The organism is Quadrisphaera sp. KR29, assembly GCF_052644995.1.
The window spans coordinates 42,427-64,088 of record NZ_JBQXXG010000002.1; the positions used below are offsets into that span (position 1 = coordinate 42,427).

General features: G+C 78.2%; 26 protein-coding genes. 16 read left to right on the forward strand and 10 right to left on the reverse strand.

Features of this window, described 5'->3' with window-relative positions; genetic code table 11:
- Window positions 1-71: 71 nt before the first annotated feature.
- A complete protein-coding gene (locus tag ACUN9U_RS01920; RefSeq protein ID WP_445483241.1) occupies window positions 72-821 on the reverse strand; it encodes a winged helix-turn-helix transcriptional regulator in 750 nt (249 codons plus the stop codon).
- Window positions 822-1,004: 183 nt separating this feature from the next.
- On the opposite strand from ACUN9U_RS01920, the gene ACUN9U_RS01925 reads away from it, so the two are divergent.
- From ACUN9U_RS01925 to ygfZ, 3 genes are all read left to right on the forward strand, one after another.
- The gene (locus ACUN9U_RS01925) at window positions 1,005-1,766 is read left to right on the forward strand and encodes a hypothetical protein (RefSeq protein WP_445483242.1); all 762 of its coding nucleotides are present in this window, start codon (window positions 1,005-1,007) and stop codon (window positions 1,764-1,766) included.
- Window positions 1,767-1,852: 86 nt separating this feature from the next.
- Window positions 1,853-1,999 (forward strand): hypothetical protein, encoded by a 147-nt coding sequence (locus tag ACUN9U_RS01930; RefSeq protein ID WP_445483243.1) that lies wholly within the window; start codon window positions 1,853-1,855, stop codon window positions 1,997-1,999.
- A 91-nt stretch (window positions 2,000-2,090) separates the two neighbouring features.
- Window positions 2,091-3,179, forward strand: coding sequence for a CAF17-like 4Fe-4S cluster assembly/insertion protein YgfZ (ygfZ, locus tag ACUN9U_RS01935; RefSeq protein ID WP_445483244.1), 1,089 nt, complete (start codon window positions 2,091-2,093; stop codon window positions 3,177-3,179).
- Window positions 3,180-3,265: 86 nt separating this feature from the next.
- Here the strand turns inward: ygfZ and ACUN9U_RS01940 are convergent, their stop codons facing one another.
- On the reverse strand, window positions 3,266-3,502 hold the full coding sequence (locus ACUN9U_RS01940) for a hypothetical protein (RefSeq protein ID WP_445483245.1): 237 nt from the start codon (window positions 3,500-3,502) through the stop codon (window positions 3,266-3,268).
- Window positions 3,503-3,777: 275 nt separating this feature from the next.
- On the opposite strand from ACUN9U_RS01940, the gene ACUN9U_RS01945 reads away from it, so the two are divergent.
- Window positions 3,778-4,299, forward strand: a complete 522-nt coding sequence (locus ACUN9U_RS01945; RefSeq protein WP_445483246.1) for an FABP family protein — start codon at window positions 3,778-3,780, stop codon at window positions 4,297-4,299.
- 21 nt (window positions 4,300-4,320) lie between these two features.
- Here ACUN9U_RS01945 and ACUN9U_RS01950 read toward each other — a convergent pair whose 3' ends face one another.
- Window positions 4,321-4,578, reverse strand: a complete 258-nt coding sequence (locus tag ACUN9U_RS01950; protein WP_445483247.1) for a hypothetical protein — start codon at window positions 4,576-4,578, stop codon at window positions 4,321-4,323.
- A gap of 144 nt (window positions 4,579-4,722) precedes the next feature.
- Here ACUN9U_RS01950 and ACUN9U_RS01955 point away from each other — a divergent pair, with 144 nt between their 5' ends.
- On the forward strand, window positions 4,723-5,268 hold the full coding sequence (locus ACUN9U_RS01955; RefSeq protein ID WP_445483248.1) for an RsiG family protein: 546 nt from the start codon (window positions 4,723-4,725) through the stop codon (window positions 5,266-5,268).
- A 43-nt stretch (window positions 5,269-5,311) separates the two neighbouring features.
- Here the strand turns inward: ACUN9U_RS01955 and ACUN9U_RS01960 are convergent, their stop codons facing one another.
- Entirely contained in the window at window positions 5,312-7,633 is a 2,322-nt protein-coding gene (locus tag ACUN9U_RS01960; protein WP_445483249.1) for an EAL domain-containing protein, read from the reverse strand.
- Window positions 7,634-7,697: 64 nt separating this feature from the next.
- Here ACUN9U_RS01960 and ACUN9U_RS01965 point away from each other — a divergent pair, with 64 nt between their 5' ends.
- The 3 genes from ACUN9U_RS01965 to ACUN9U_RS01975 are packed head-to-tail and all read left to right on the forward strand — an operon-like array spanning window position 7,698 to window position 9,573.
- Window positions 7,698-8,759 carry an asparaginase gene (locus ACUN9U_RS01965; RefSeq protein WP_445483250.1) on the forward strand — a complete coding sequence of 354 codons (1,062 nt, stop codon included), beginning with the start codon at window positions 7,698-7,700 and terminating at the stop codon, window positions 8,757-8,759.
- A gap of 19 nt (window positions 8,760-8,778) precedes the next feature.
- On the forward strand, window positions 8,779-9,216 hold the full coding sequence (gene dtd / locus ACUN9U_RS01970; RefSeq protein WP_445483251.1) for a D-aminoacyl-tRNA deacylase: 438 nt from the start codon (window positions 8,779-8,781) through the stop codon (window positions 9,214-9,216).
- Between the two features lie 30 nt (window positions 9,217-9,246).
- Entirely contained in the window at window positions 9,247-9,573 is a 327-nt protein-coding gene (locus tag ACUN9U_RS01975) for a DUF2516 family protein (protein WP_445483252.1), read from the forward strand.
- On the opposite strand, the gene ACUN9U_RS01980 is transcribed toward ACUN9U_RS01975, so the two are convergent.
- On the reverse strand, window positions 9,558-10,427 hold the full coding sequence (locus ACUN9U_RS01980) for a class I SAM-dependent methyltransferase (RefSeq protein WP_445483253.1): 870 nt from the start codon (window positions 10,425-10,427) through the stop codon (window positions 9,558-9,560). The two genes, ACUN9U_RS01975 and ACUN9U_RS01980, sit on opposite strands and share 16 nt — an antisense overlap.
- 315 nt (window positions 10,428-10,742) lie before the next feature.
- On the opposite strand from ACUN9U_RS01980, the gene mshA reads away from it, so the two are divergent.
- On the forward strand, window positions 10,743-12,011 hold the full coding sequence (gene mshA, locus ACUN9U_RS01985; RefSeq protein ID WP_445483491.1) for a D-inositol-3-phosphate glycosyltransferase: 1,269 nt from the start codon (window positions 10,743-10,745) through the stop codon (window positions 12,009-12,011).
- Window positions 12,012-12,079: 68 nt separating this feature from the next.
- Complete coding sequence (locus ACUN9U_RS01990; RefSeq protein WP_445483254.1) at window positions 12,080-12,820, forward strand: phosphoglyceromutase; 741 nt, start codon at window positions 12,080-12,082, stop codon at window positions 12,818-12,820.
- 78 nt (window positions 12,821-12,898) lie between these two features.
- On the opposite strand, the gene phoU is transcribed toward ACUN9U_RS01990, so the two are convergent.
- Window positions 12,899-13,567, reverse strand: a complete 669-nt coding sequence (gene phoU, locus ACUN9U_RS01995) for a phosphate signaling complex protein PhoU (protein WP_445483255.1) — start codon at window positions 13,565-13,567, stop codon at window positions 12,899-12,901.
- Window positions 13,568-13,756: 189 nt separating this feature from the next.
- Here phoU and ACUN9U_RS02000 point away from each other — a divergent pair, with 189 nt between their 5' ends.
- Both ACUN9U_RS02000 and ACUN9U_RS02005 read left to right on the forward strand, forming a co-directional pair.
- The gene (locus tag ACUN9U_RS02000; protein WP_445483256.1) at window positions 13,757-14,932 is read left to right on the forward strand and encodes a sensor histidine kinase; all 1,176 of its coding nucleotides are present in this window, start codon (window positions 13,757-13,759) and stop codon (window positions 14,930-14,932) included.
- Window positions 14,929-15,618: a response regulator transcription factor gene (locus ACUN9U_RS02005; protein WP_186715913.1), complete on the forward strand. Its 690-nt coding sequence runs from the start codon at window positions 14,929-14,931 to the stop codon at window positions 15,616-15,618. Before ACUN9U_RS02000 ends, ACUN9U_RS02005 begins: the two co-directional genes overlap by 4 nt.
- Window positions 15,619-15,663: 45 nt before the next feature.
- On the opposite strand, the gene ACUN9U_RS02010 is transcribed toward ACUN9U_RS02005, so the two are convergent.
- A complete protein-coding gene (locus ACUN9U_RS02010) occupies window positions 15,664-16,299 on the reverse strand; it encodes a hypothetical protein (protein WP_445483257.1) in 636 nt (211 codons plus the stop codon).
- Between the two features lie 196 nt (window positions 16,300-16,495).
- Between ACUN9U_RS02010 and ACUN9U_RS02015 the strand changes: the two genes are divergently transcribed.
- Genes ACUN9U_RS02015 through ispF form a run of 3 tightly spaced genes read left to right on the forward strand, consistent with a single transcriptional unit; the run spans window position 16,496 to window position 18,206 of the window.
- Entirely contained in the window at window positions 16,496-16,978 is a 483-nt protein-coding gene (locus ACUN9U_RS02015; protein WP_139714448.1) for a CarD family transcriptional regulator, read from the forward strand.
- A 41-nt stretch (window positions 16,979-17,019) separates the two neighbouring features.
- Window positions 17,020-17,703, forward strand: a complete 684-nt coding sequence (gene ispD, locus ACUN9U_RS02020) for a 2-C-methyl-D-erythritol 4-phosphate cytidylyltransferase (RefSeq protein ID WP_445483258.1) — start codon at window positions 17,020-17,022, stop codon at window positions 17,701-17,703.
- Window positions 17,700-18,206 carry a 2-C-methyl-D-erythritol 2,4-cyclodiphosphate synthase gene (ispF, locus tag ACUN9U_RS02025; protein ID WP_445483259.1) on the forward strand — a complete coding sequence of 169 codons (507 nt, stop codon included), beginning with the start codon at window positions 17,700-17,702 and terminating at the stop codon, window positions 18,204-18,206. Before ispD ends, ispF begins: the two co-directional genes overlap by 4 nt.
- A 63-nt stretch (window positions 18,207-18,269) precedes the next feature.
- Here the strand turns inward: ispF and ACUN9U_RS02030 are convergent, their stop codons facing one another.
- Complete coding sequence (locus ACUN9U_RS02030) at window positions 18,270-18,896, reverse strand: superoxide dismutase (protein ID WP_445483260.1); 627 nt, start codon at window positions 18,894-18,896, stop codon at window positions 18,270-18,272.
- Window positions 18,897-19,179: 283 nt separating this feature from the next.
- Here ACUN9U_RS02030 and ACUN9U_RS02035 point away from each other — a divergent pair, with 283 nt between their 5' ends.
- Complete coding sequence (locus ACUN9U_RS02035; RefSeq protein ID WP_445483261.1) at window positions 19,180-20,121, forward strand: ferritin-like domain-containing protein; 942 nt, start codon at window positions 19,180-19,182, stop codon at window positions 20,119-20,121.
- Here ACUN9U_RS02035 and ACUN9U_RS02040 read toward each other — a convergent pair.
- Window positions 20,108-20,650 carry a GntR family transcriptional regulator gene (locus tag ACUN9U_RS02040; RefSeq protein ID WP_445483262.1) on the reverse strand — a complete coding sequence of 181 codons (543 nt, stop codon included), beginning with the start codon at window positions 20,648-20,650 and terminating at the stop codon, window positions 20,108-20,110. The genes ACUN9U_RS02035 and ACUN9U_RS02040 overlap by 14 nt on opposite strands.
- The gene (locus ACUN9U_RS02045) at window positions 20,647-21,615 is read right to left on the reverse strand and encodes a hypothetical protein (protein ID WP_445483263.1); all 969 of its coding nucleotides are present in this window, start codon (window positions 21,613-21,615) and stop codon (window positions 20,647-20,649) included. Before ACUN9U_RS02045 ends, ACUN9U_RS02040 begins: the two co-directional genes overlap by 4 nt.
- Window positions 21,616-21,662 lie beyond the last annotated feature (47 nt).

Sequence of the window (21,662 nt, forward strand, 5' to 3'; positions counted from 1 at the left end):
GCTAGGGGGCCGCCGGCGCGCCCGGCAGCCAGCCCGCCGGCGCGGGGCCCGGGCGCCGGCCGCGCCGGCCCTCAGCGGTCGGCGACGGCGCCGTCACCGTCCGGCACCGCGTCGTCCGCGCGCAGGTCGAGCTCGCGCCGCTCCCGGGTGGCGGGCACGAAGCGGTACCCGACGTTGCGCACGGTGCCGATCAGCTGCTCGTGCTCCGGGCCCAGCTTGGCCCGCAGGCGCCGGACGTGGACGTCGACGGTGCGGGTGCCCCCGAAGTAGTCGTAGCCCCACACCTCCTGCAGCAGCTGGGCGCGGCTGAAGACCCGCCCCGGGTGCTGCGCGAGGTGCTTGAGCAGCTCGAACTCCTTGTACGTCAGGTCCAGGACGCGCCCGCGGACCTTGGCGGTGTAGGTCGACTCGTCGATGACGACGTCGCCGGCGCGGATCTCCTCGGGGGCGTCGTCGCCGGAGTCGGCCAGGGCGGCACGCCCGGCGGCCAGGCGCAGGCGGGCCTCGACCTCGGCCGGGCCCGCGGTGTCCAGCAGCACGTCGTCGGCGCCCCAGTCGGCGGCCACCGCGGCCAGCCCGCCCTCGGTCAGCACGACGAACAGCGGGCAGCTGACCCCCGTGGTGCGCAGCAGCCGCGACAGGGAGCGGGCGGCCGCCAGCTCCCGGCGGGCGTCGACCAGCACCGCGTCCGCCGGGGGCGCGTCGACCAGCGCGGCGGGCTCCGCCGGGAGCACGCGCACGGAGTGGGCCAGGAGCCCCAGCGCGGGCAGCACCTCGGCCGAGGGGGCGAGCGCGTTCGTCAGCAGCAGGAGCTGGGCCACGGCGTCCTCCGGGGACGGGTCGCACCACCGCGGCAGTGCACCGCGCCGGTGCGACGTCGCTACGACGAGGTGAACGATAGGTGACCTGGACGCCCCGCCGCCACGGTCTGCGACATCCGGCCGGCCCGGCGCCACCACCCCGCGGCGTCCCGGGCGCCCACCGCCCGGTGGGACGATCCCGGGGTGACACCCGCGCGCCGAGCCACCCCGTCCGCCCGCTCGGCGCTCGTCGCGGCCGGGCTGGCCGGGTTGCTGGCCCTCGCCGGGCTCGCCGGCACCGCGCCCGCGGCGGCGGCGGCGGTGCTGGTGTCGCTCTCGCTGGCCCTGGGCTGGCCCGGCCTGCTCCTGCTGCCCAGCCCCCGCGGCAGCGCCGCGGTGGTCGGCGCCACCGGCGTGCTCGCGGCGCTGGCCACCGCCATCACCGCGCTGCTGGACGAGGGGCGGGCCCCGCTGCGCTCCCTGCCCGTCGTGCTCGCCGTCGCCGTCCTGGGCGCCTTCGCCCACCAGATGCTGCGGCGCGACCTGCGGCCGCGCGTCGTCGACGGCCTCGGCGGCGCCGTCACGGGGCTGCTGCTGGCGGGGCTGACCAGCGGCTGGGTGGCGGCAGCCGCCAGCCCCGGGGCCGCCGCCGTGAGCACCGCCGCGGCCGCCGCGGCCGCCGCGGCCCTGGCCAGCGCCCTGCCGGTGCGCCGCCCGCTGGTGGCGCTGGCCGCCCTGGCCGCCGGGGCGGGCGCCGGGGCGGTGGGGGCGCTGCTCGCGGCCGCGCCCGCCGGCCGCGGAGCGGTGCTGGGCCTCGCGCTCGCCGCCGTCGTCGTCCTGGTGGCCCTCGTGCTGGCGCCGCTGGCGCCCGCCTCGCGGGCGCTGCCCTCGCTGGGACGGGCGGCGGCGCCGGTGGCCGCCGCCGGGGCCGTGGCCGGGCTGCTCGGCCCGGTCCTCGTGGGCTGAGCCGGCGGGCGCGGCGCGCCGCGGCGGCGGGCGCGCCCACGGCGTGTCGCCGGGCCCGGCGGGCCCCGGTCTGCGACTGTCGAGGGGTGGACCTCCTGCCCCTCCTGCTGCTGGTGCTGGCGGCCTTCGTCGTGGTGAGGCTCGTGCAGATGGCGCTCGACCCCTCGGCGCGCCAGAACGCCGCCCCCGCGGCGCGCGAGGTCCCCCGCCGCCGCCCCGCCGACGCGCGCTGACGCCGCGCCACCGCCGAGGTCGCCGGCCCGGGGAGCCGGGCAGGACGACGGCGCCGGGAAGCAGCGGCGCGCGCGCAGCGCTGCACACGGCGTGAGCAGCACCCGACGCAGCCCCCTGCTGGACCGCCCCGGAGCCGTCGAGGCGGAGGGCGCCGACGCCGGGGTCGCCTGGCACTACGGGGACCCGGTGCGCGAGCAGCGCCTGCTCGAGCAGGGCCTCGCCGTCGTCGACCTGTCCCACCGCAGCGTGGTGCGGGTCTCGGGCCCGGACCGGCTGCGCTGGCTCGACTCCCTCACCTCCCAGCGCCTGCTCGACCTGCCGCCGCGGACGTCGGTGGAGTCGCTGCTGCTCAGCCCCGAGGGCCGTGTGGAGCACGCGCTGCACGTCGTCGACGACGGCGAGGCCACCTGGCTGGTCCTCGAGCCGGGCGAGGGCGCCCCGGCCGCCGCCTGGCTCGACTCGATGCGCTTCATGCTGCGCGTGGAGGTCGCCGACGTCACGGACGTCTGGGCGGTGCTGGGCGAGCCGGTGGGCCGCGAGTCGCTGCCCGGCGAGCCGCTGGCCTGGGTGGACCCGTGGCCGCGCACCGCACCGGCGTCGGCCCGCTACGGACCGGCCGACGAGGAGCACCCGGGCGCCGAGCGGCCCTGGCGGGAGGTGCTCGTGCCCCGCGCGGAGCTGGTGGCCGCGGTCGGTGACCGGCCGCTGGCCGGGACGTGGGCCTCCGAGGCGCTGCGCGTGGCCGCGTGGCGGCCGCGGCTGGGCGCCGAGACAGACGAGCGGACCATCCCGCACGAGGTCGACTGGCTGCGCACCGGGGTGCACCTGTCCAAGGGCTGCTACCGCGGGCAGGAGACGGTCGCGAAGGTGCACAACCTGGGGCGCCCGCCGCGCCGCCTCGTGGTGCTGCACCTGGACGGCTCGGGCGCCGCGCTGCCGGCCCCCGGCGCGGAGGTCCTCGACGTCGACCGCGGCCGCGCGGTCGGCCACCTCACCAGCTCGGTGCGCCACCACGAGCTGGGGCCCGTCGCCCTGGCGCTGGTCAAGCGGAGCACGCCCGTGGGCGCGCGGCTGTCGGTGGACGGCGTGGCGGCCGCGCAGGAGGTGGTCGTCGACCCCGACACCGCCCCGGCGCACGCGCGCCCGCAGCTGGCGCCTCCGCGGCGGCCGACGGCCTGAGCCCCCGACGGCCTGAGCCCCCGACGGCCTGAGCCCCCGGCCGCGGGAGGCCGTCCGGAGCCGACCCCGGTCCGGGAGCGCCCGGCTCAGGAGGCCGTCGCGGCCACCGGCCCGGCGGGCACCGCGGCGCTCGCCGCCGCGGCGGGGACCGCGCGGGCCCCGCCGGCGCACTCCATCGCCGCCGCTGCGAGCACCGGCTCCGCGGGGCGCTCCGCCCGCGCGACCACCGCGCCCACGCCCAGCGCCACGACGACCGACCCCAGCGCCCAGGCGCCGCTCACCAGCAGGAGCTCCACGTCCGCCACCCCGTCTTCGCCGGCCACCGTGATCTCCTGCTGAGAGTAGGCGCCTGGTGACGCTGCGCACGGGAACTCCTCGACGGGCCGTCGGCGTGTCGCGCGCCGCGCCGGGCCGGCACCCCGGCCGCGTCACGCCCGAGGGGGACCGCCGCTCCCCGGTAGGCTCGCCCTGTGAGCATCGAGGCGCTGGAGATCTTCTACCTGAGCCTGCTCGTCCTGAGCAGCGTCGTGATCATCTGGTTCTCCTTCTACGTCGTCTTCCGCCTCTTCAAGGGCCAGCGCTGAGGGGAGCCGCCCGGATGCCCCTCGAGATCGACGGCACCCTGCCCGCCTCCCTCGTCCCGCTGCAGTGGCTCGTGGGCCGCTGGGCGGGTGCCGGGGTGATGGCCTCCCCCGAGACCGGGGAGGCCCAGGTCGGCCAGGAGGTCGACGTCGTGGCCGACGAGCGCGGGTTCCTCTCGTGGACCTCCCGGGTGTGGCGCCTCGACGAGGAGGGCCGGCGCACCGACCCCCTCGACACCGAGACCGGGTACTGGCGCACCTCCGCGGAGCAGTCCTCCCCGGGCACGCCGGGGGTCGACGTCGAGCTGCTGCTCGCCCACCCCACGGGCGTGGTCGAGGTGCTCGTCGGCAGGGTCCTCGGCACGCGCGTGGAGATGGTCACGGACGCCGTGGTGCGCACCGCTGGCGCCAGCGACTACACCGCCGCCAAGCGCACCTTCGGGCAGGTCGAGGGAGACCTGCTGTGGGTGCTCGACGTGGCCGGCTCCACCGAGCCGCTCCACCCGCGCCTGTCCGCGCGGCTGCGGCGCGTCGCCTGACGTCCCGCAGCCGCGCGCGGCTCAGGAGGCCAGCCGCGGCAGCTCCACGACGACGCCCGGCTCCTGGCCGGGAGCCTCGGCGCGCCCGGGGGGCGGCGCGCCCGGCACCAGCCGCACGGGGCTGGTGAGGAGCCTGGACCAGCCGCTGCCGGTCCAGACGTGGGTCGCCTCGGCGGTCCAGGCGCCGCAGGAGACGACCACCCGCTCGAGGTCGGGCAGGGCGGGGTCGAGGAAGAGGTCACCCGGTTCAGCTCCGGGGCCACGCTGCCACGGTGTCATCCCCGCATGGTGGGGCCCCGCGGGCCCGCGACGGCGGTGCCACGCGGCGCGCCGCACCCCCGCGGCGCGCGCCGCGGCGCGTCGCAGGGGGCGCGCCGGGCCGAGGGCCGCTCACCGAGGGCCTCGCGCGGCTACCCTCGGTGCATGACGCTGGACTACCGGCCGGGCGGACGCCGACGTCTCGACCACGTGCTCGACCCCGCGTTCTGCGACGACCTGGCCTCCCTCGACGAGCCCGCCCTGCGCGCGCGCCGCGACGACGCCCAGCAGGAGGAGGCCGACCTCTCCTACGTGAGGCGCCTGCTGCAGGGCCGGCTCGACCTCCTGGAGGCCGAGCGGGCCCACCGCACCGGCGAGCGCCCCTCGCCCGGCCGGGGCTCGGCACGCAGCGACGCCGAGCTGGCCGAGGCGCTGTCACGGGTCCTGGCCGACGACACGCGCAGCACCCGGGGCATCGGCAGGTTCCTCTCCGTGGAGCCGAGCCGCATCGGCGAGCACCGCCGGGAGGCCGAGCTGGCCGTCGCCGACGTGCGCACCAGCGCCCCCTCCGAGCTGTCGGAGGCCGGGCTGGCCGACGCCATCGAGCACCTGCGGGGCATCGAGCAGCGCCTGTCGACCACGCGCCGCCGGGTGCAGCAGGTGGAGAGCCGCCTCACCGAGGAGCTGGGCCGCCGCCTCCGCCTCGGCTGAGCCGCCGCGCCGCGTCCGGCGGCTGAGGGCGGCTCACGGCGGCTCACGGCGCCGACTCGGCCAACGGCGGGTCGGAGGTCCGCGCGCGGGGGGCCGCGGCGCCCACCGCGTGGCCCTGGACGGCTCCGAAGCCCAGCTCCCGGGCCACCTCCACCTGCGCCGCGGTGTCCACTCCCTCGGCCAGCGCCAGCACGCCCAGGTCGCGGGCGATGTGCACCACCCCCGCCAGCAGCCGGGCGCACGCCGGCTCCTCCAGGCGGCTCACCAGCGACCTGTCGACCTTCAGGGAGTCCACCGGGAAGCTCACGAGGTAGTCCAGCGAGGCGTACCCGGTGCCGAAGTCGTCCACGGCCACCCGCACGCCGTGCTCGCGCAGGACCAGCAGCCGCTCCGCGATGCGCTCGCGGTCCGACAGCCACGACCCCTCGGTGATCTCCAGGACGAGGGCCGTGCCCGGCAGCTGGGCCCGCACCAGCGCGTCGAGGACGACGGCGGGCAGGTCCGGGCGCAGCAGCGTGCTGGCCGAGGCGTTCACCGAGACGGTGAGGTCCCCCGACCCCCCGGCGCGCCAGCGGGCGCACTCGCGCAGCGCGGTCCTCAGCACGGCCTCGTCGACGTCGCGGACCACGCCCAGGCGCTCGGCGAGCGGCACCAGCCGGTCGGCTCCGAGCGTGCCGCGCCCCGGGTGCTCCCAGCGCGCCAGCGCCTCGTGGCCGGAGACGCGGTCTGCGCCGGCACACGGCCCGAGCCTGACGATCGGCTGGTAGTGGGGCACCACCTCGCCCCCCGCGAGCGCCGCCGGCAGGCGCGCCGCCAGGACCCGCTCGTCGTGCCGCTCGGCCAGCAGGCCGGGCGTGGCGCGCAGCGCCGGCTCCCGCCGCCGCCGCGCCTCCACCAGCGCCAGCTCCGCGTCGCCGAGCTGGGCGGTGGCGGTCATGGCCACCGCGGCGCTGTCGTCGGGGTCGTCGGCGGGGCTGCCGGGCAGCAGCACCTCCCCGACCCGGCCGCGCAGCCGGACCTGCCCGCCCGCCACGTCGACCGGCGCCGCGAGCGCCTCCAGCAGGTGCCGCGCCGTCGCCGACGGGGTCTCCTCGCCGGGCGCGGCGTCCGCCTGACCGTCCCGCCCGCGAGCGCGACCGCCCGGCCGCCGCCCGGCCCGCCCGCCGGCGGACGGGTCCGCGGGTGCGAGCACCGCGAAGCCGTCCCCGCTGGTGCGGTAGGTGCGCGCGCCGGGCGGGGCGGCGCGCTCGAGGCGCTCGGCCACCACGGCCAGCGCCTGGTCCCCGGCGGCGTGCCCGCGGGTGGCGTTGACGTCGGCGAAGGACTCCAGGTCCACCACGCACAGCAGCGCCGGGGGGCTGCCGGGGTCGGCGAGCCTGCCGGCGAGGGCCTGCAGGAGGCTGCGGCGGGTCCCCAGACCGGTCAGGGGGTCGACGCCGGCACCGCGGCGGGCGCTGCGGGTGGCCAGCCACTGGCGCAGCACGAGCAGGGCCACGGTGGCCGCGGAGGCGGCCAGGAGCACCGGCGTCGGCTCGGCGGCGTCCGTCCAGCGGGACAGCCCCGGCAGCACCACCAGCGTGACCCCGGCGCCCAGGACGGCCAGGGTGGCCGGGAAGCGCCGTCCCGAGGGCGCCACGGGTCGTCCCAGCGCCCGCATCGAGGGGTGCCAGGCCGCCGCGGCGAAGGCCGACCAGGCGGGGACCAGCGCGGCGTCCGCGGCCGACCCGGGCGCGTAGCCCGGACCGAGGGCGGCGACGATGGCGGCGAGGTGCCACACGAGCACGGCGCCCGCGGTGACCAGGAGCAGGCGCACCGCCGGGGAGCGCAGGCGGCCGGTGACCACCGCCCACGCCGCGGCCGCCGCGACCACCACCACCCCTGCCGCCTGCGCCGCCAGCCAGGCCTCCGCGGTGGCGCCGGCACCGCGCGCGCCGGTGTGGAGCACCGCCACCAGCGTCAGCGAGGAGGACGCCGCGGCGGTGGCCAGCAGCGCCACGTCCACCGCGTCGACGGCGGCGTCCTGCTCGCTCTGCAGGCCCACGAGCACCACCACGCGCCCCAGGGCGAGGAAGGCGCCGGTGCAGGCCAGCGCCACTACCAGACCGCCCGCGTCGAGCACGACCGCCCACCAGGCCGCGCCGTAGAAGGCCGCGGCGGCCAGCAGCGCGACCCACACCAGCGGGCGCGCGGGCCGGCGGCGCACCAGCCCGGCGAGCACCCCGACCACGCCCGCCAGCTGGACCGCCGTGAGCACGTCCACCGCGAGGCCGGGCGGCAGCACCGCCACGGCGGTGGTCTCCAGGGCCACCGCCAGCACCGCGGCGACGGCGCCGGCCACCGCCAGCCGTCCCCGCGCGCGCGCCACCCCCGCACTCTCCACCACCGCACGGCCCGCCGTCACCGCCGCGGGCGCGATCCGGGATGCTGCCGTGGTGCCCCAGCCGCTGGACCTGTCCCTGGCCGGGCGCGCGGCGCCGCTGGCCGCCGTCGTGCGCGGCCCGCTCGTGGAGTCGGTGCACCTGGGCCACGCGGTGGTGACCGCGCCCGACGGCGAGGCCGTCGCGGGGGTGGGCGACCCCCACGCCCGGGTGTGGCCGCGCTCCTCCCTCAAGCCGCTGCAGGCCGTGGCCTGCCTGCAGGCGGGTGCGGACCTCGCCGGGGACGACGACGCCTCCCGCCGCCTGCTGGCGCTGGGCTGCGCCAGCCACAGCGGGGAGCAGCGCCACCTCGACGGCGTCCTGGAGCTGCTCGCCCGGGCGGGCCTGGCGCCGTCGGCGCTGCGGAACACCCCCGACGCGCCCTTCGGAGCGCAGGCGGCCGCGGCCTGGCGCGCGGCCGGCAACGGCCCGCAGCCGCTGGCGCAGAACTGCTCGGGCAAGCACGCGCTGATGCTCGCGGCCTGCGTCGCGGCGGGCTGGGACACCGGCACCTACCTCGACGCGGGCCACCCGCTGCAGCGGCAGGTGCGGGCGACCGTCGCGGACCTGGGCTCCAGCGCCCACAACCTGACGACCGTCGACGGGTGCGGCGCGCCGCTGCACTCCCTGCCCCTGTCGGGCCTGGCGCGGGCCTTCGGGCGGATCGCCGCGGCGCCGCAGCGCGCGCCCGGCAGCCCCGAGGCCGCCGTCGCCCGGGCCATGAGCGCCCACCCCGAGATGGTCGGCGGCGACGGCCGCGACGTCACCGCGCTGATGGCCGGCCTGCCCGGCCTGGTGGCCAAGGACGGCGCCGAGGGCGTCTACGCGGCGGGGCTGCCCGACGGGCGCGGGGTGGCGCTGAAGGTGCTCGACGGCGGTGACCGGCCCCGGCCTGTGGTCCTCGCCGCGCTGCTGCGCGCCCTCGGCGTGGACGCGCCGGTGCTGGAGGAGGTCGGGCGGGTGGCCGTGCTGGGGCACGGGCGCCCCGTCGGCGCGGTGCGCGCCGTGCTGCCCGACCCGCTGCCGCAGGCTCCTCCGCCGCCGGCGCGGGCCCTGCCCGAGGGCCTGCTGTGACGCACGGCGGGGTGCTGGCGTGAGGGCCGTGGTGCAGCGCGCCGCCTCGGGTCGGGTGCTGGTGGGGGGTGAGGAGGTCGCCGCGCTGGACGGGCCCGGGCTGGTGGTCCTGGTGGGCGTCGGCGTCGAGGACGGACCCCAGGACGCCGAGCAGGTGGCCAGGAAGGTGGCCGAGCTGCGGGTGCTGCGCGGGGAGCGCTCCGCCGCCGAGGCGGGGGCACCGGTGCTCGTGGTGAGCCAGTTCACGCTGCTCGCCGACACCCGCAGGGGCCGGCGCCCCACGTGGGCCGGCGCCGCCCGCGGGGACGTGGCCGAGCCGCTGGTCGCCGCCGTGGTCAGCGCCCTGCGCGCGCGGGGCCTGCGCGTGGGCACCGGCGTCTTCGGGGCCGACATGGCCGTGGAGCTCGTCAACGACGGTCCCGTCACGATCCTGCTCGACACGCGCGCGCAGGGGTAGGCAGCCGCGCGCGCCGCCTACGATCCAGGGGTGGACCTCATCAGCGCCGGCCAGGGATTCGTCATGCTCCTGCTGGGCGTGGGGGCGCTCGGCCTGGAGGTGTGGGCGCTGGTGGAGGCGGCCCGCGCCCGCAAGGAGGCCTACCCGGCGGCGGGCAAGCGGTCCAAGGGCCTGTGGGTGACCCTCACCGCGGTGGCCGCGGCGGTCGGCTTCGTCTCGCTGCAGAGCCCCCTGAACTTCCTCTCCATCATCGCTGTCGCGGCCGCCGCGGTGTTCCTCACCAACGTCCGCCCGGCGCTGCGCTCGGTGCAGGGCCCCGGGGGCCGCACCTCGAACGGCCCCTACGGCGGCTGGTGACCGGTCCCGCGCGGCGCGCTCCCGCCCAGCCCCACCGCTGAGGCCTCCACCGCCACCTCGCCCAGGCGCCAGCGCCCCGGCGGTCCCTGCACGGGCCAGCCCTGCGCCCGCACGCGGGCGCAGGCCGCCGCGAACCGCTGCCGGGCCCCGAAGACCGCCAGCGGCGCCTCCCGCGCCCACGCCTCGTCCAGGGCGGCCAGCCAGGCGTGCACCGGCTCTCCGGGGACGTTGCGCTCGATGAGCGCCTTGGGCAGCCGCTCGGCCACCGCGCCGGGGCGCTCCAGGCCCGCCAGGCGCAGCGAGAGCACCAGCGAGCGCGGCTCGCCGTCGTCGCCGACGACGAGCCAGGCGGCCCGGCGCCCCACCTCGTCGCAGGTCGCGTCGAGCAGCACCCCGCCCGGGGCCAGCCGCCGCGCCACGAGCCGCCAGGCCGGCGCGACCTCCTCGACGGGGTACTGGCGCAGCACGTTGGCCGCGCGCACCACCACCGGACGCCGCTCGCCCAGCACCCCGGGGCCGCCGAGCTCGAAGCCGCCCAGGGCGAAGCGCACCCCCGTGCCGCCCAGCCCGGCGCGGGCCAGGCCCTGCGCGGCGGCGCGCACCCGCTCGGGGTCGATCTCCAGGCCCACCACCTCCACGTCGGGCCGCACCGCGCGCAGCCGGGCGGCGAGCTCGGCGGTGGTGGTGTGCGAGGCGCCGTACCCCAGGTCGACGACTAGGGGGTCCTCGGCGGCGCGCAGCAGCGGCGCCGCCGGGCCGGCCACCCACCGGTCCAGGCGCCGCAGGCGGTTGGTGCCGGTCGTCCCGCGCGTCGGCCGGCCCACCGGTCGCCGGGCGGACGGGGGCGGGGGCACGCGGCCGCATGCTGCCAGGCCGCTGCGCCGGCCCGTCCCGCGGACGGGTCCACGCGGACCCGCCCCCGCCCCCCCGCCCCGCCCCCTCCCGCCTCCCGGCGTCGATCAAGGACGTTGCGCACGCCGGGTGGGTGCGCGAACTCCCTTGATCGTCGCGGAGGGGGGGGGGGAGGCGGAGGGAGGGGCGGGAGCACCGGTGGTCCGGGCGTGCACGACCGGTTGGGCGGCGGCGCCGGGCGTGGGTACCGTCGCGGCGTGCCCTCCCGCCGCGCCCGCCAGCGCCGCACCACCGGCCTCGCCCCCCGCCGGGTGGCGATGGTGAGCATGCACACCTCCCCCCTCGACCAGCCCGGCACCGGTGACGCCGGCGGCCTCAACGTCTACGTGGTCGAGCTGGCCACCGAGCTGGCCCGCCGCGGCACCGAGGTGGAGGTCTTCACCCGCGCCCGCTCCTCGGCGGCCCCGCCGCAGGTCGAGATGGCACCCGGCGTGCTGGTGCGCCACGTGGCGGCCGGGCCGTTCGAGGGCCTGGCCAAGGAGGACCTGCCGGCGCAGATGTGCACCTTCGCGGCCGGGGTCCTGCGCACGGAGGCCCGGCACGAGGCCGGCTGGTACGACCTCGTGCACTCCCACTACTGGCTGTCCGGGCAGGTGGCCGACCTCGCCGCCGACCGCTGGGGCGTGCCTCTGGTGCACTCCTCCCACACCCTGGCCAAGGTCAAGAACGCCCATCTCGCGGCCGGTGACGCGCCCGAGCCCGCCGCGCGCGTGATCGGCGAGGAGCAGGTGGTGGCGGCCGCGGACCGGCTGCTGGCCAACACCGACGACGAGGCGGCGGACCTGGTCGGGCGCTACGGCGCAGCACCGGAGCGGGTGGACGTGGTGCCGCCCGGTGTGGACCTGCAGCGCTTCCGCCCGGGCGAGGGCCCCGACCGCGGCCGGGAGGCGGCGCGGGCCCGCCTGGGCCTGCCGGCGGACGCGCTGGTGCTGGTCTTCGCCGGGCGGGTCCAGCCGCTGAAGGCCCCCGACGTGCTGCTGCGGGCCGCCGCCGAGCTGCTGCGGCGCGAGGGCGCCGCGCTGCGCCAGCGGCTGGTGGTGGCGGTGGTGGGCGGGCGCTCCGGGGTCGGCGGCCACGCCCAGGACCTCGAGGGCCTCGCGCGCCACCTGGGGCTGGCCGGCGTGCCCGGGGTGCCCGACGTCGTCAGGTTCGAGCCGCCCGCCTCGCGCGAGCTGCTGCCCCAGTGGTTCCGCGCCGCGGACCTCGTGGCGGTGCCCAGCCACAACGAGTCCTTCGGGCTGGTGGCCCTGGAGGCCCAGGCCTGCGGCACGCCCGTGGTGGCGGCGCGCGTGGGCGGCCTGGTCACCGCCGTCGCCGACGGCTCCTCCGGCGCCCTCGTGGACGGGCACGACCCCCGGGCGTGGGCCGCCGTCCTGCAGCGCCTCGCCGCCGACCCAGCCGAGCGGGAGCGGCTGGCGGCCGGCGCCCGCGCGCACGCCGAGCGGTTCGGGTGGGGCGCCAGCGCCGAGGGCGTGCTGCGCACCTACGCGGCGGCCCTGGACCGCCGGCGCCGCGCGAGCGCCTGACCCGCACCCGACCCGCACCCGACCCGCGCCCGACCCGGGGTTCCGGCGCCCCGGCTAGGGTCGCGCCCATGAGCACCCTGCTGCTGCTGCGCCACGGCGAGAGCGAGTGGAACGCCCTGAACCTCTTCACCGGGTGGGTGGACGTGCCGCTCTCGGAGAAGGGACGCGCGGAGGCCGCGCGCGGCGGTGAGCTGCTGGCCGAGGCCGGGCTGCTGCCCGACGTCGTCCACACCTCCCTGCTGCGCCGGGCCATCACGACGGCCCACCTGGCGCTGGACGCCTGCGACCGGCACTGGATCCCGGTGCGGCGCAGCTGGCGCCTCAACGAGCGCCACTACGGGGCGCTGCAGGGCAAGGACAAGAAGCAGACCCTCGCCGAGTTCGGCGAGGAGCAGTTCATGACCTGGCGCCGCTCCTACGACGTGCCGCCGCCGCCGATCGAGCGCGGCAGCGAGTTCAGCCAGGACACCGACCCGCGGTACGCCGACCTCGGCGACGACGCCCCGCTGACCGAGTGCCTGGCCGACGTGGTGGCGCGGATGCTGCCGTACTGGCACGAGTCCGTGGTGCCCGACCTGCAGGCCGGACGGACGGTGCTGCTGGCCGCGCACGGCAACTCCCTGCGCGCCCTGGTCAAGCACCTCGACGGCATCTCCGACACCGACATCGCCGGGCTGAACATCCCCACCGGCATCCCGCTGCTGTACGACCTCGACGACCAGCTGCGCCCGACCACCCCGGGCGGGCGCTACCTCGACCCGGAGGCCGCGGCCACGGCCGCAGCCGCCGTCGCCAACCAGGGCCGCTGACCCCCGCGCGACCCCGCACGCACCGGACCCCCGGCCGCCGCAGCGGCCGGGGGTCCGGTCGTCGTGAGGCCGTGCGCCTCAGACGGTGGGCGCGGGCTCGCCGATGCCGTCGACGTCGCCGGTGACCAGGTAGCTGGTGCGCTTGGCCAGGGAGACGGCGTGGTCGCCGTAGCGCTCGTAGAAGCGGCTGGCGAGGGTGACGTCCGCGGTGGTCTCGGGCGAGGCGCTCCACCCGTCGCTGGAGACCGCGGCGAACACCTGCCGGTGCAGGTCGTCCAGGGCGTCGTCGTCCTTGGCCAGCTCCGCGGCCAGCGCCAGGTCGCGCGTGGCGATGACGCGGCCGGCCTTGGAGGCGATGCGCTGGGCCGTGGCGCCCATCTCGGCGAAGACCAGCTCGAGGTCGCCGGGGATGGCGGTGTGCGGGTAGCGCAGCCGGGCCAGCAGCGCCACGTGGCGGGCCAGGTCGCCCATGCGCTCCAGGGAGGAGCTCATGCGCAGGGAGGCGACCACCACGCGCAGGTCGGTGGCCACCGGCGCCTGGCGGGCCAGGATGGCGACGGCGCGCTCGTCGAGCTCGCGCTGGGCCTCGTCGATCTGGACGTCGGCGGCGATGACGCTCTCGGCCAGGCGGAGGTCTGCGGCGAGCAGGGCGCGGGTGGCGCTGCCCATGGCCGAGCCGACGAGGCCGCACATCTCCTGCAGGCGCTCAGCGAGCTGGTCGAGCTCGGAGTGGAAGAGGTCGCGCACGGGGGTGCTCTCCTGACGCTGGGGACGCCCCCGCCGCGGGCGCGCGGGGGTGTGACCCGCTGAGACTGGCCCGGCTCGGTGAACGGCGCCAGGTGGTCCGGTGAACAGGGGGCCAACCAGGCACCCGCACGGCCCTGCGGGGCCCCGCACCGCTCAGGCCGCCGCCGGGGCGGCCCTACGCTGGCGGGCGTGCAGGCCTCCGTCGTGGCGGCCGCCCTGCTGGGGCTGGTCGTGGGCTGCCTGGTCGCCCTCGCCGTCCGACGCGACGACGTCGGGGCCGCCCAGGCGCCGCAGCCGGTCCCCGGCGACCTCCCCGCCGGCGTCCCCGAGCTGCTGGCCGTGCTCGGGGGGCCCGCCGTCGTCCTGGACGTCTCCGACGCCGTCGTGCGCGCCTCGCCCGCGGCGCACGCCGTGGGCCTGGTGCGACGGGGGGCCGTCACGGACCCCGACGTGCTCGCCGCGGTGCGGGCGGTGCGCGCCGACGGGGAGGTCCGCGAGGTCGACGTCGACCTGCGCGTGCCGGCCGGCGGCACCGCGCGGCGCGCGCTGTCGGTGCGCGTGGCCCCGCTGGGGCTGCTGCACGTGGTGGTGCTCGGCAGCGACAGGACCGAGGCGCGCCGCCTGGAGCAGGTGCGCCGCGACTTCGTGGTCAACGTCGGCCACGAGCTCAAGACCCCCGTGGGGGCGATGTCGGTGCTGGCCGAGGCCATGGCCGACGCCGCCGACGACCCCGAGGCCGTGCGGCGCTTCTCGGCGCGGATGGCGGTGGAGGCCCGCCGCCTGGCCGTCCTCGTCCACGACGTGGTGGAGCTGTCGCGCCTGCAGGACGGCGAGCCGCTCGCCGCCGCCGAGCGGGTGGACGTCGACGCCGTCGTGGTGGAGGCCGTCGACAGGTGCAGCACCACGGCCGGCGCCCGGGGCATCGCCCTGGAGGTCGGCCCGGACACCGGGGCGCAGGTCGTCGGGGACGCCGAGCTGCTCACCACCGCGGTGCGCAACCTCGTGGACAACGCCATCCGCTACTCCGACGCCGGCACGCGCGTGGCCGTCGGGGTGCGCGTGGACGAGGCCGCCGACGCCGTCGAGGTGGCGGTCAGCGACCAGGGCATCGGCATCGCCCCGGCCGACCGGGAGCGGATCTTCGAGCGGTTCTACCGCGTCGACCCCGCCCGCTCGCGCCAGACCGGCGGCACCGGGCTGGGGCTGAGCATCGTCAAGCACGTCGCCGCCGGGCACGGCGGCGAGGTGCAGCTGTGGAGCCAGGAGGGCCAGGGCTCCACCTTCACGCTGAGGGTGCCGCAGGCGCCCCCGCGGCGGACCGCTCGCGCGGGCGCCGAGACCGAGCAGGAGGAGTTCTTCGGATGACGAGGGTGCTGCTGGTCGAGGACGAGGAGTCGTTCAGCGACCCGCTGTCCTACCTGCTGCGGCGGGAGGGCTACGAGGTGGAGGTGGCCGCCGACGGTCCGTCGGCGCTGGCCGCCTTCGACAGGAGCGGCGCGGACCTGGTGCTGCTCGACCTCATGCTGCCCGGCGTGCCGGGCACGGAGGTGTGCCGCCAGCTGAGGGTCCGCAGCGCCGTCCCGGTGATCATGCTGACGGCGAAGGACTCCGAGGTCGACGTCGTGGTCGGGCTGGAGCTGGGCGCCGACGACTACGTCACCAAGCCGTACTCGGCGCGCGAGCTGCTGGCGCGCGTGCGCGCCGTGCTGCGCCGCCGCAGCGAGCCGGAGGACCTCCTGCCCTCGGCGGTGGAGGTGGGGCCGGTGCGCATGGACGTCGACAGGCACGTCGTCACGGTGCGCGGGGAGGCGGTGCGGCTGCCGCTGAAGGAGTTCGAACTGCTCGAGCTGCTCCTGCGCAACGCCGGGCGGGTGCTCACCCGCGGGCAGCTCATCGACAGGGTCTGGGGCTCGGACTACGTCGGCGACACCAAGACCCTCGACGTCCACGTCAAGCGGCTGCGCGCCAAGGTGGAGGAGGACCCCTCCGACCCGCGCTTCCTGGTGACGGTGCGCGGCCTGGGCTACAAGGTCGAGGCCCCGGGCGCCTGACGGCTCCCGGGGCCCCTGCCCGCCGGCGGTCCGCCGCCGGGCGGCTCAGCCGTCCGAGGGCGAGCCGCTGGCGGTCTCGCTGGAGTCGCCCTCGGGGGCGCCCGTGGCGCTGCGGGCGTCGGTGCCCGACGCCGACGGCGACCCGGTGCGGGTGCCCGTCGCCGACGGCTCGCCGGTGTCGCGCGGGGTGGGCGAGGCGGTGGGCGTGGGCGTCGGCACGTACTGGGCGAACTGCTCCAGCGTGCCGTCGAGCACCGGGACGGCCAGGTCGCGGTCCTGCCCGCCGGCGCTGACCCGCATGGTGATGACCTGGCCCGGCGGCTGGTCGAAGGAGGACGCGGTGACCGAGTCGTCGCCGCCGGGGCCGACGTCGTAGGTGGTGCCCGGCTCGACGTCGAAGGTGCCCTGCAGGCCGGAGCCGCCGTCCTGGTCCGAGATCTCGACGCTCACCGGGTCGTCGCCCTGGTTGACGATGCGGGCCACCAGCGCGGCGGCGCCCTCCCCGTCGGCGGCGACGAAGAGCCCTCCCACGTGGACGGTGCCCAGCGAGGTGGACGCGACCGCGCCGGGCGCGTAGGTGTCCAGCGTCTGCTGGCGGTTGGTGGCGGTGCAGCCGGTGGCGGCGGTCAGGGAGGCCAGCGCCAGCGCGCTCGCGGCCAGGGCGCGTCGTGTCAGGTGCACGCGGCGGAGCCTACCGGCGACCCGCGGCCGCGCCCGGCCCAGCACGCCGACGGCGGCCCTGTCAAGCCCGCAGGCGGGGAGCGCCTCCGGGGACCAAGACCACTCGCACGGCCCTGACCTGCGGGAACGAGCCGCGCGGCCTGCCGGACCACCCCGGCGCCGTGGTAGGCTCGAGGTCGCGAAAGGGGAGCTGCTGATGGCATTCAAGGTCGGCGAGACGGTCGTCTACCCCCACCACGGGGCCGCCCTCATCGAAGAGATCAAGAACCGCACGATCCGCGGCGAGGACAAGGTCTACCTCCGCCTCAAGGTCGCCCAGGGCGACCTGACCATCGAGGTCCCCGCGGAGAACTGCGACCTCGTGGGCGTGCGCGACGTCGTCGACCGCGCCGGCGTCGACAGGGTCTTCGGGGTGCTGCGCCAGCCGTACACCGAGGAGCCGACCAACTGGTCGCGCCGCTACAAGGCCAACCTGGAGAAGCTGGCGTCCGGTGACGTCATCAAGGTGGCCGAGGTCGTCCGCGACCTCTACCGCCGCGACCAGGACCGCGGCCTGTCCGCGGGGGAGAAGCGCATGCTGGCCAAGGCGCGCCAGATCCTCGTCTCCGAGCTCGCGCTCGCGGAGAAGACCGAGGAGTCCCGCGCCGAGGCCCTGCTCGACGAGGTCCTCGCCAGCTGAGCACGGCCTGCGTCCTCGTCGCCGCCGGGTCCGGCACCCGGTTGGCGGCGGGGTCACCGAAGGCGTTCGTCGTCCTCGACGGGCGTCCCCTGATCGCCCACGCCGCTGACCGCGTCCTGCGCGCCGGGGTGTGCGACCAGGTGGTGCTCGTCGTGCCCGAGGGGCGCGAGGAGGAGTCGCTCGCCCTCGTCTCCGGCCTCCCCGGTGGCGAGGGCGTCGCCCTGCGCGCCGTCGCCGGTGGCGCTGACCGCCGCTCCTCCGTGGCCGCTGGCCTCGCTGCCCTGCAGGACGACGTCGATGTGGTGCTGGTGCACGACGCCGCCCGCTGCCTGACGCCTCCCGAGCAGGTCGCCGAGGTGGCCGCGGCGGTCCGCGCCGGCGCCGCGGCGGTGGTCCCGGGGGTCGCCGTGCACGACACGGTCCGCGCCGTCGACGTCGAGGGCGTCCCGCGCGGGGGACCTCTGGACAGGACCTCGCTGCGGCTGGTGCAGACCCCGCAGGGGTTCCGGCGCGAGGTCCTCGACCGCGCGCACGCGGCCGCCGACGAGCACGGCCTGCCCGCCGCCCTGGCGGCCACCGACGACGCGTCCCTGGTGGAGCTGCTGGGCACCCCCGTGGTCGTCGTGCCCGGCCATGAGGAGGCCTTCAAGGTCACGCGCCCCCTCGACCTCGCGCTGGCCACCGCGGTGCTCGCGGTGGAGAGCGCCGCGCGGGCGCTCCCGTGAGCGCGCCCGGGCTCCCCAGGGTGGGGGTCGGCGTCGACGTGCACGCCCTCGCCCCCGAGGGCTCGGACCGGCCGCTGCGCGTGGCCGGCCTGGACTGGCCGGGCGAGCGCGGCCTGGAGGGCCACTCCGACGCCGACGTGGCCGCCCACGCCGCCTGCGACGCGCTCTTCTCGGCGGCGGGCATCGGCGACCTCGGCGCCCACTTCGGCACCGCCGAGCCGCGCTGGGCGGGCGCCGCGGGCGTGGTGCTGCTGGCCGAGGCCGCCCGCCGCGTCCGGGAGGCCGGCTACGAGATCGGCAACGTCGCCGTGCAGGTGGTCGGCAACCGCCCGAAGGTCGGCACCCGCCGCGCCGAGGCCGAGGCGGCGCTCTCGGCGGCCTGCGGCGCCCCGGTGTCGGTCTCGGGGACCACGACGGACTCCCTCGGCCTGACCGGTCGCGGGGAGGGCGTCGCCGCCATCGCCACCGCGCTCGTCGTCGCGGCCGCACCACCCCCGGCGTGACCGCGGGCGACCGGCCGCCCTCGCGCGGGTGGCCGGTCGCCCGTGGTCAGGCAGCGGTGGGCGTCAGACCGGGACGACCAGGCCGGAGGTCTGGGTGCGGGCGGCCTCGAAGCGGGCGGCGACGTCGGCCCAGTTGACGATGTTCCACCACGCCTTGACGTAGTCGGGCTTGACGTTCTTGTAGTCCAGGTAGAAGGCGTGCTCCCACATGTCCAGCATGAGCACGGGCACCAGGGAGACCGGGACGTTGCCCTGCTGGTCGTAGAGCTGGACGATGACCAGGCGGGAGCCGACGGAGTCCCAGGCCAGGATCGACCAGCCCGAGCCCTGGATGCCCAGGGCGTTGGCGCTGAAGTGGGCGCGGAAGGCGTCGAAGGAGCCGAAGTGCTCGTCGATGGCGGCGGCGAGGTCCCCGACGGGCTTGTCGCCGCCGTCGGGGGAGAGGTTGGGCCAGAAGATGGAGTGGTTGATGTGCCCGCCGAGGTTGAAGGCGAGGTTCTTCTCCAGGCCGGTGATGGTGGCAAAGGAGTCCTTGGCGCGGGCCTCGGCCATCTGCTCCAGGGCGGTGTTGGCACCGGCGACGTAGGTGGCGTGGTGCTTGTCGTGGTGCAGCTGCATGATCGTGCCGCTGATGTGCGGCTCGAGGGCGCTGTAGTCGTAGGGCAGGTCGGGCAGGGTGTACTCCGCCACGGGTCTCCTCCTCGTGCTCCTCGCCGCCCGCAGCGGGGACTGCCGGGCGGCCCGTCAGGTGCGTCGCGCCCTCCTGCCAGCGGCGGTGGCGCGCCGTCCCCTCCGAGCATTCCGCGCCCCCCTCGAGGGGGCAACAGCGGGTCCGCTCCGCCCGTGCCGGGCCCCCGGCCCGCGGGGTCCGGGCGGTTCGTCCCGGTCTGGGCCCATCCGCGGGCCGGGCTGCTCCGAACGGGTGGCGGGAGGGAGCCGACGGGGGCCCCCGCCACCTCAGGAGGAGACGCGGATGTTCGGCAAGCAGCTCGTCACGGACATGATCTCGCGCAGCGCCGAGAGCGGCGCCGACCGCCGGGCGTTCCTGCGCACGGCCGGCGTGGCGGGCCTCGGCGTGCTCGGGGCCACCGCCGTGGCGGCCCCGGCCTCGGCCACCGGCGGCGGGGGCGGAGGGGGCGGCGCGATCAGCGACGGGGCCATCCTCAACTTCGCGCTCAACCTCGAGTACCTCGAGGCGGAGTTCTACTCGCGCGCGGTCTCCGGCCGCGGCCTCGACGACGGCCTGACCACGGGCAGGCTGGCTCGCGGGGAGGTCACCGGCGGCCGCAAGGTCCACTTCAGGAGCAAGCTGGTGCGCGGCCTCGCCGAGGAGATCGCCAACGACGAGGTCGCGCACGTGAAGTTCCTGCGCGGGGCCCTGGGCGGCGCCGCCGTCGCGCGCCCGGCGATCGACTTCACCGGGGCCTTCACCGCAGCCGCCCGGGCGGCCGGGCTCATCGGGCAGGGCCAGACCTTCGACCCCTTCGCCGACGACCAGAGCTTCCTGCTGGGCGCCTTCCTCTTCGAGGACGTCGGCGTGACCGCCTACAAGGGCGGCGCGCGGCTCATCAGCAGCAAGACCTACCTCGACGCCGCCGCCGGCATCCTCGCCGTGGAGGCGTACCACGCCGGCGCCGTGCGCACCGTCATCTACACCGAGGGCCTCGCCGGCGCCGCGAACAAGATCTCCGACGCCCGCGACTCCCTCGACGGGAAGACCGACCTCGACCAGGGCGCCTCCTTGGCCGGCGGCCGGATCAACACCACCCCCGTCGACGCGAGCGCCATCGCCTTCAGCCGCACGCCGCAGCAGGTGCACAACATCGCCTACCTCACCCCGGCGCAGGGCGTGCGCTCCGGCGGCTTCTTCCCCGCGGGCACGAACAACGAGGACGCCCGCCTCACGACGACCTGACGGGCTCCCGGGCGGTCCCTGCCGCACGCGGCGCTGCGGGCCGACCCGCGGCGCCGTCGGCGAGCAGGGCGCCGCGCACCGCGGCGAGCACCTGCTCGTCGTCCCAGCCCGCCTCCCTGCCGACGCGGGCCACCTCGACGGCCGCCGCCCGCACCCGCTCGGTGCCGGCGGCGGCCGCTGCGCTCCCGGGTCCCACCGGAGCCCCGTGCGCGGCCCGGGCGGGGCCCCGCCCGGCGACCGGGGCGACGACGGTCCCGGTGCGCCGGCGGGAGAGCACGTGCCCGCCGGCCTCGAGCTCCCGGTAGGCCCGCGCCACGGTCCCCACGGCGATGCCGAGGTCGGCGGCCAGGGCCCTGACGGTCGGGAGGCGGTCTCCGGGGGCCAGGCGACCGGCGACGACGTGCGCCGCGACCTGGGAGCGGACCTGCTCGTAGGGAGGCACCGCGGAGGTGGTGTCGACGACGATGACCAGGTCGCCGGGTCCGGGGCCCGCCCCGGCGCCCGCCCCGGGGCCCGCGGGGCCGCTCACGCGCGCCCGGGCGCCCGGAGCGCGACCCGCGGCTGCGGGAGGTCGCCCGCTGCGGCCAGGCGGGGCGCCGGCAGGTGCGCCACCGCGAGGGCGCCGGCGACGGCGACCACGCCCACGACCACGGCGCCCGCACCCGCTGCTGCCAGCGCCCCGCTGCCCCCGGCGGCGGTGACGGCGCCGTCGACGCCGACGAGCACGGGCTGCGCGGCGCTGCGCAGGGACAGGCCGCCCACGACGAGCATCCCGCCCGCGGTCGCCAGCAGCCCCGTGCACGCCCCCCGCAGGACCCGGTGCGCCGACGCGCGGCGCAGCACCGCGTCGTCGGCGGCGGCCGCGCCGTGGACGGCGGGGCGGGAGGCGACCAGGTGCAGGGCGAGCAGGACCAGCACGAGCAGCAGCGCGGTCCCCACCGCCGCAGGGACGGCGAAGACGGTGCCCGGGTAGGGGCCGGCGGAGCTGGAGACGGCCCCCTCGGCCAGGGGAGGGCGGGGACCGACGGTCACGCTCCGGCCGCTGCGGTCCGCCGTGGCCGCGCCCAGCGCACCCACGGCGAGCACCGCGGCCGCCGCGGACCACAGCAGCCGGCGCCAGCCGGCGGAGGAGACCCGGGCGACCGAGCGCGCGCGCAGGACGGCGCTGCGCACGGGGCCGCGCGGGCGCGGCCACCCGGCCTCACCGGCGACCAGCACCAGCGTGTGGGCGGCGGCGTAGCCCAGGGGGACCAGCAGGGCCGTCACGCCCGAGCCCAGCCGGTCGGCGAGGCCCAGGGCGGCCACGGCCGTGGCGGCCAGCACGCCGCACACGACGGCCAGGACGCCCGTCGTCGTCCCGTAGCGCCGTGCTGCCGCGAGGCTGCGCGGCAGGTCGCGGCTGCGCACCGCCGTCAGGGCGAGGGCCAGCACGAGGGCGTAGGCGCACGCCGCCACCAGCACGAGCACGGGCAGGGCCAGACCGATGCCGGACACGCGTCACCGCTTCCCGAGGGACCCCGCCGTCGAGGGTTATTGTGTCG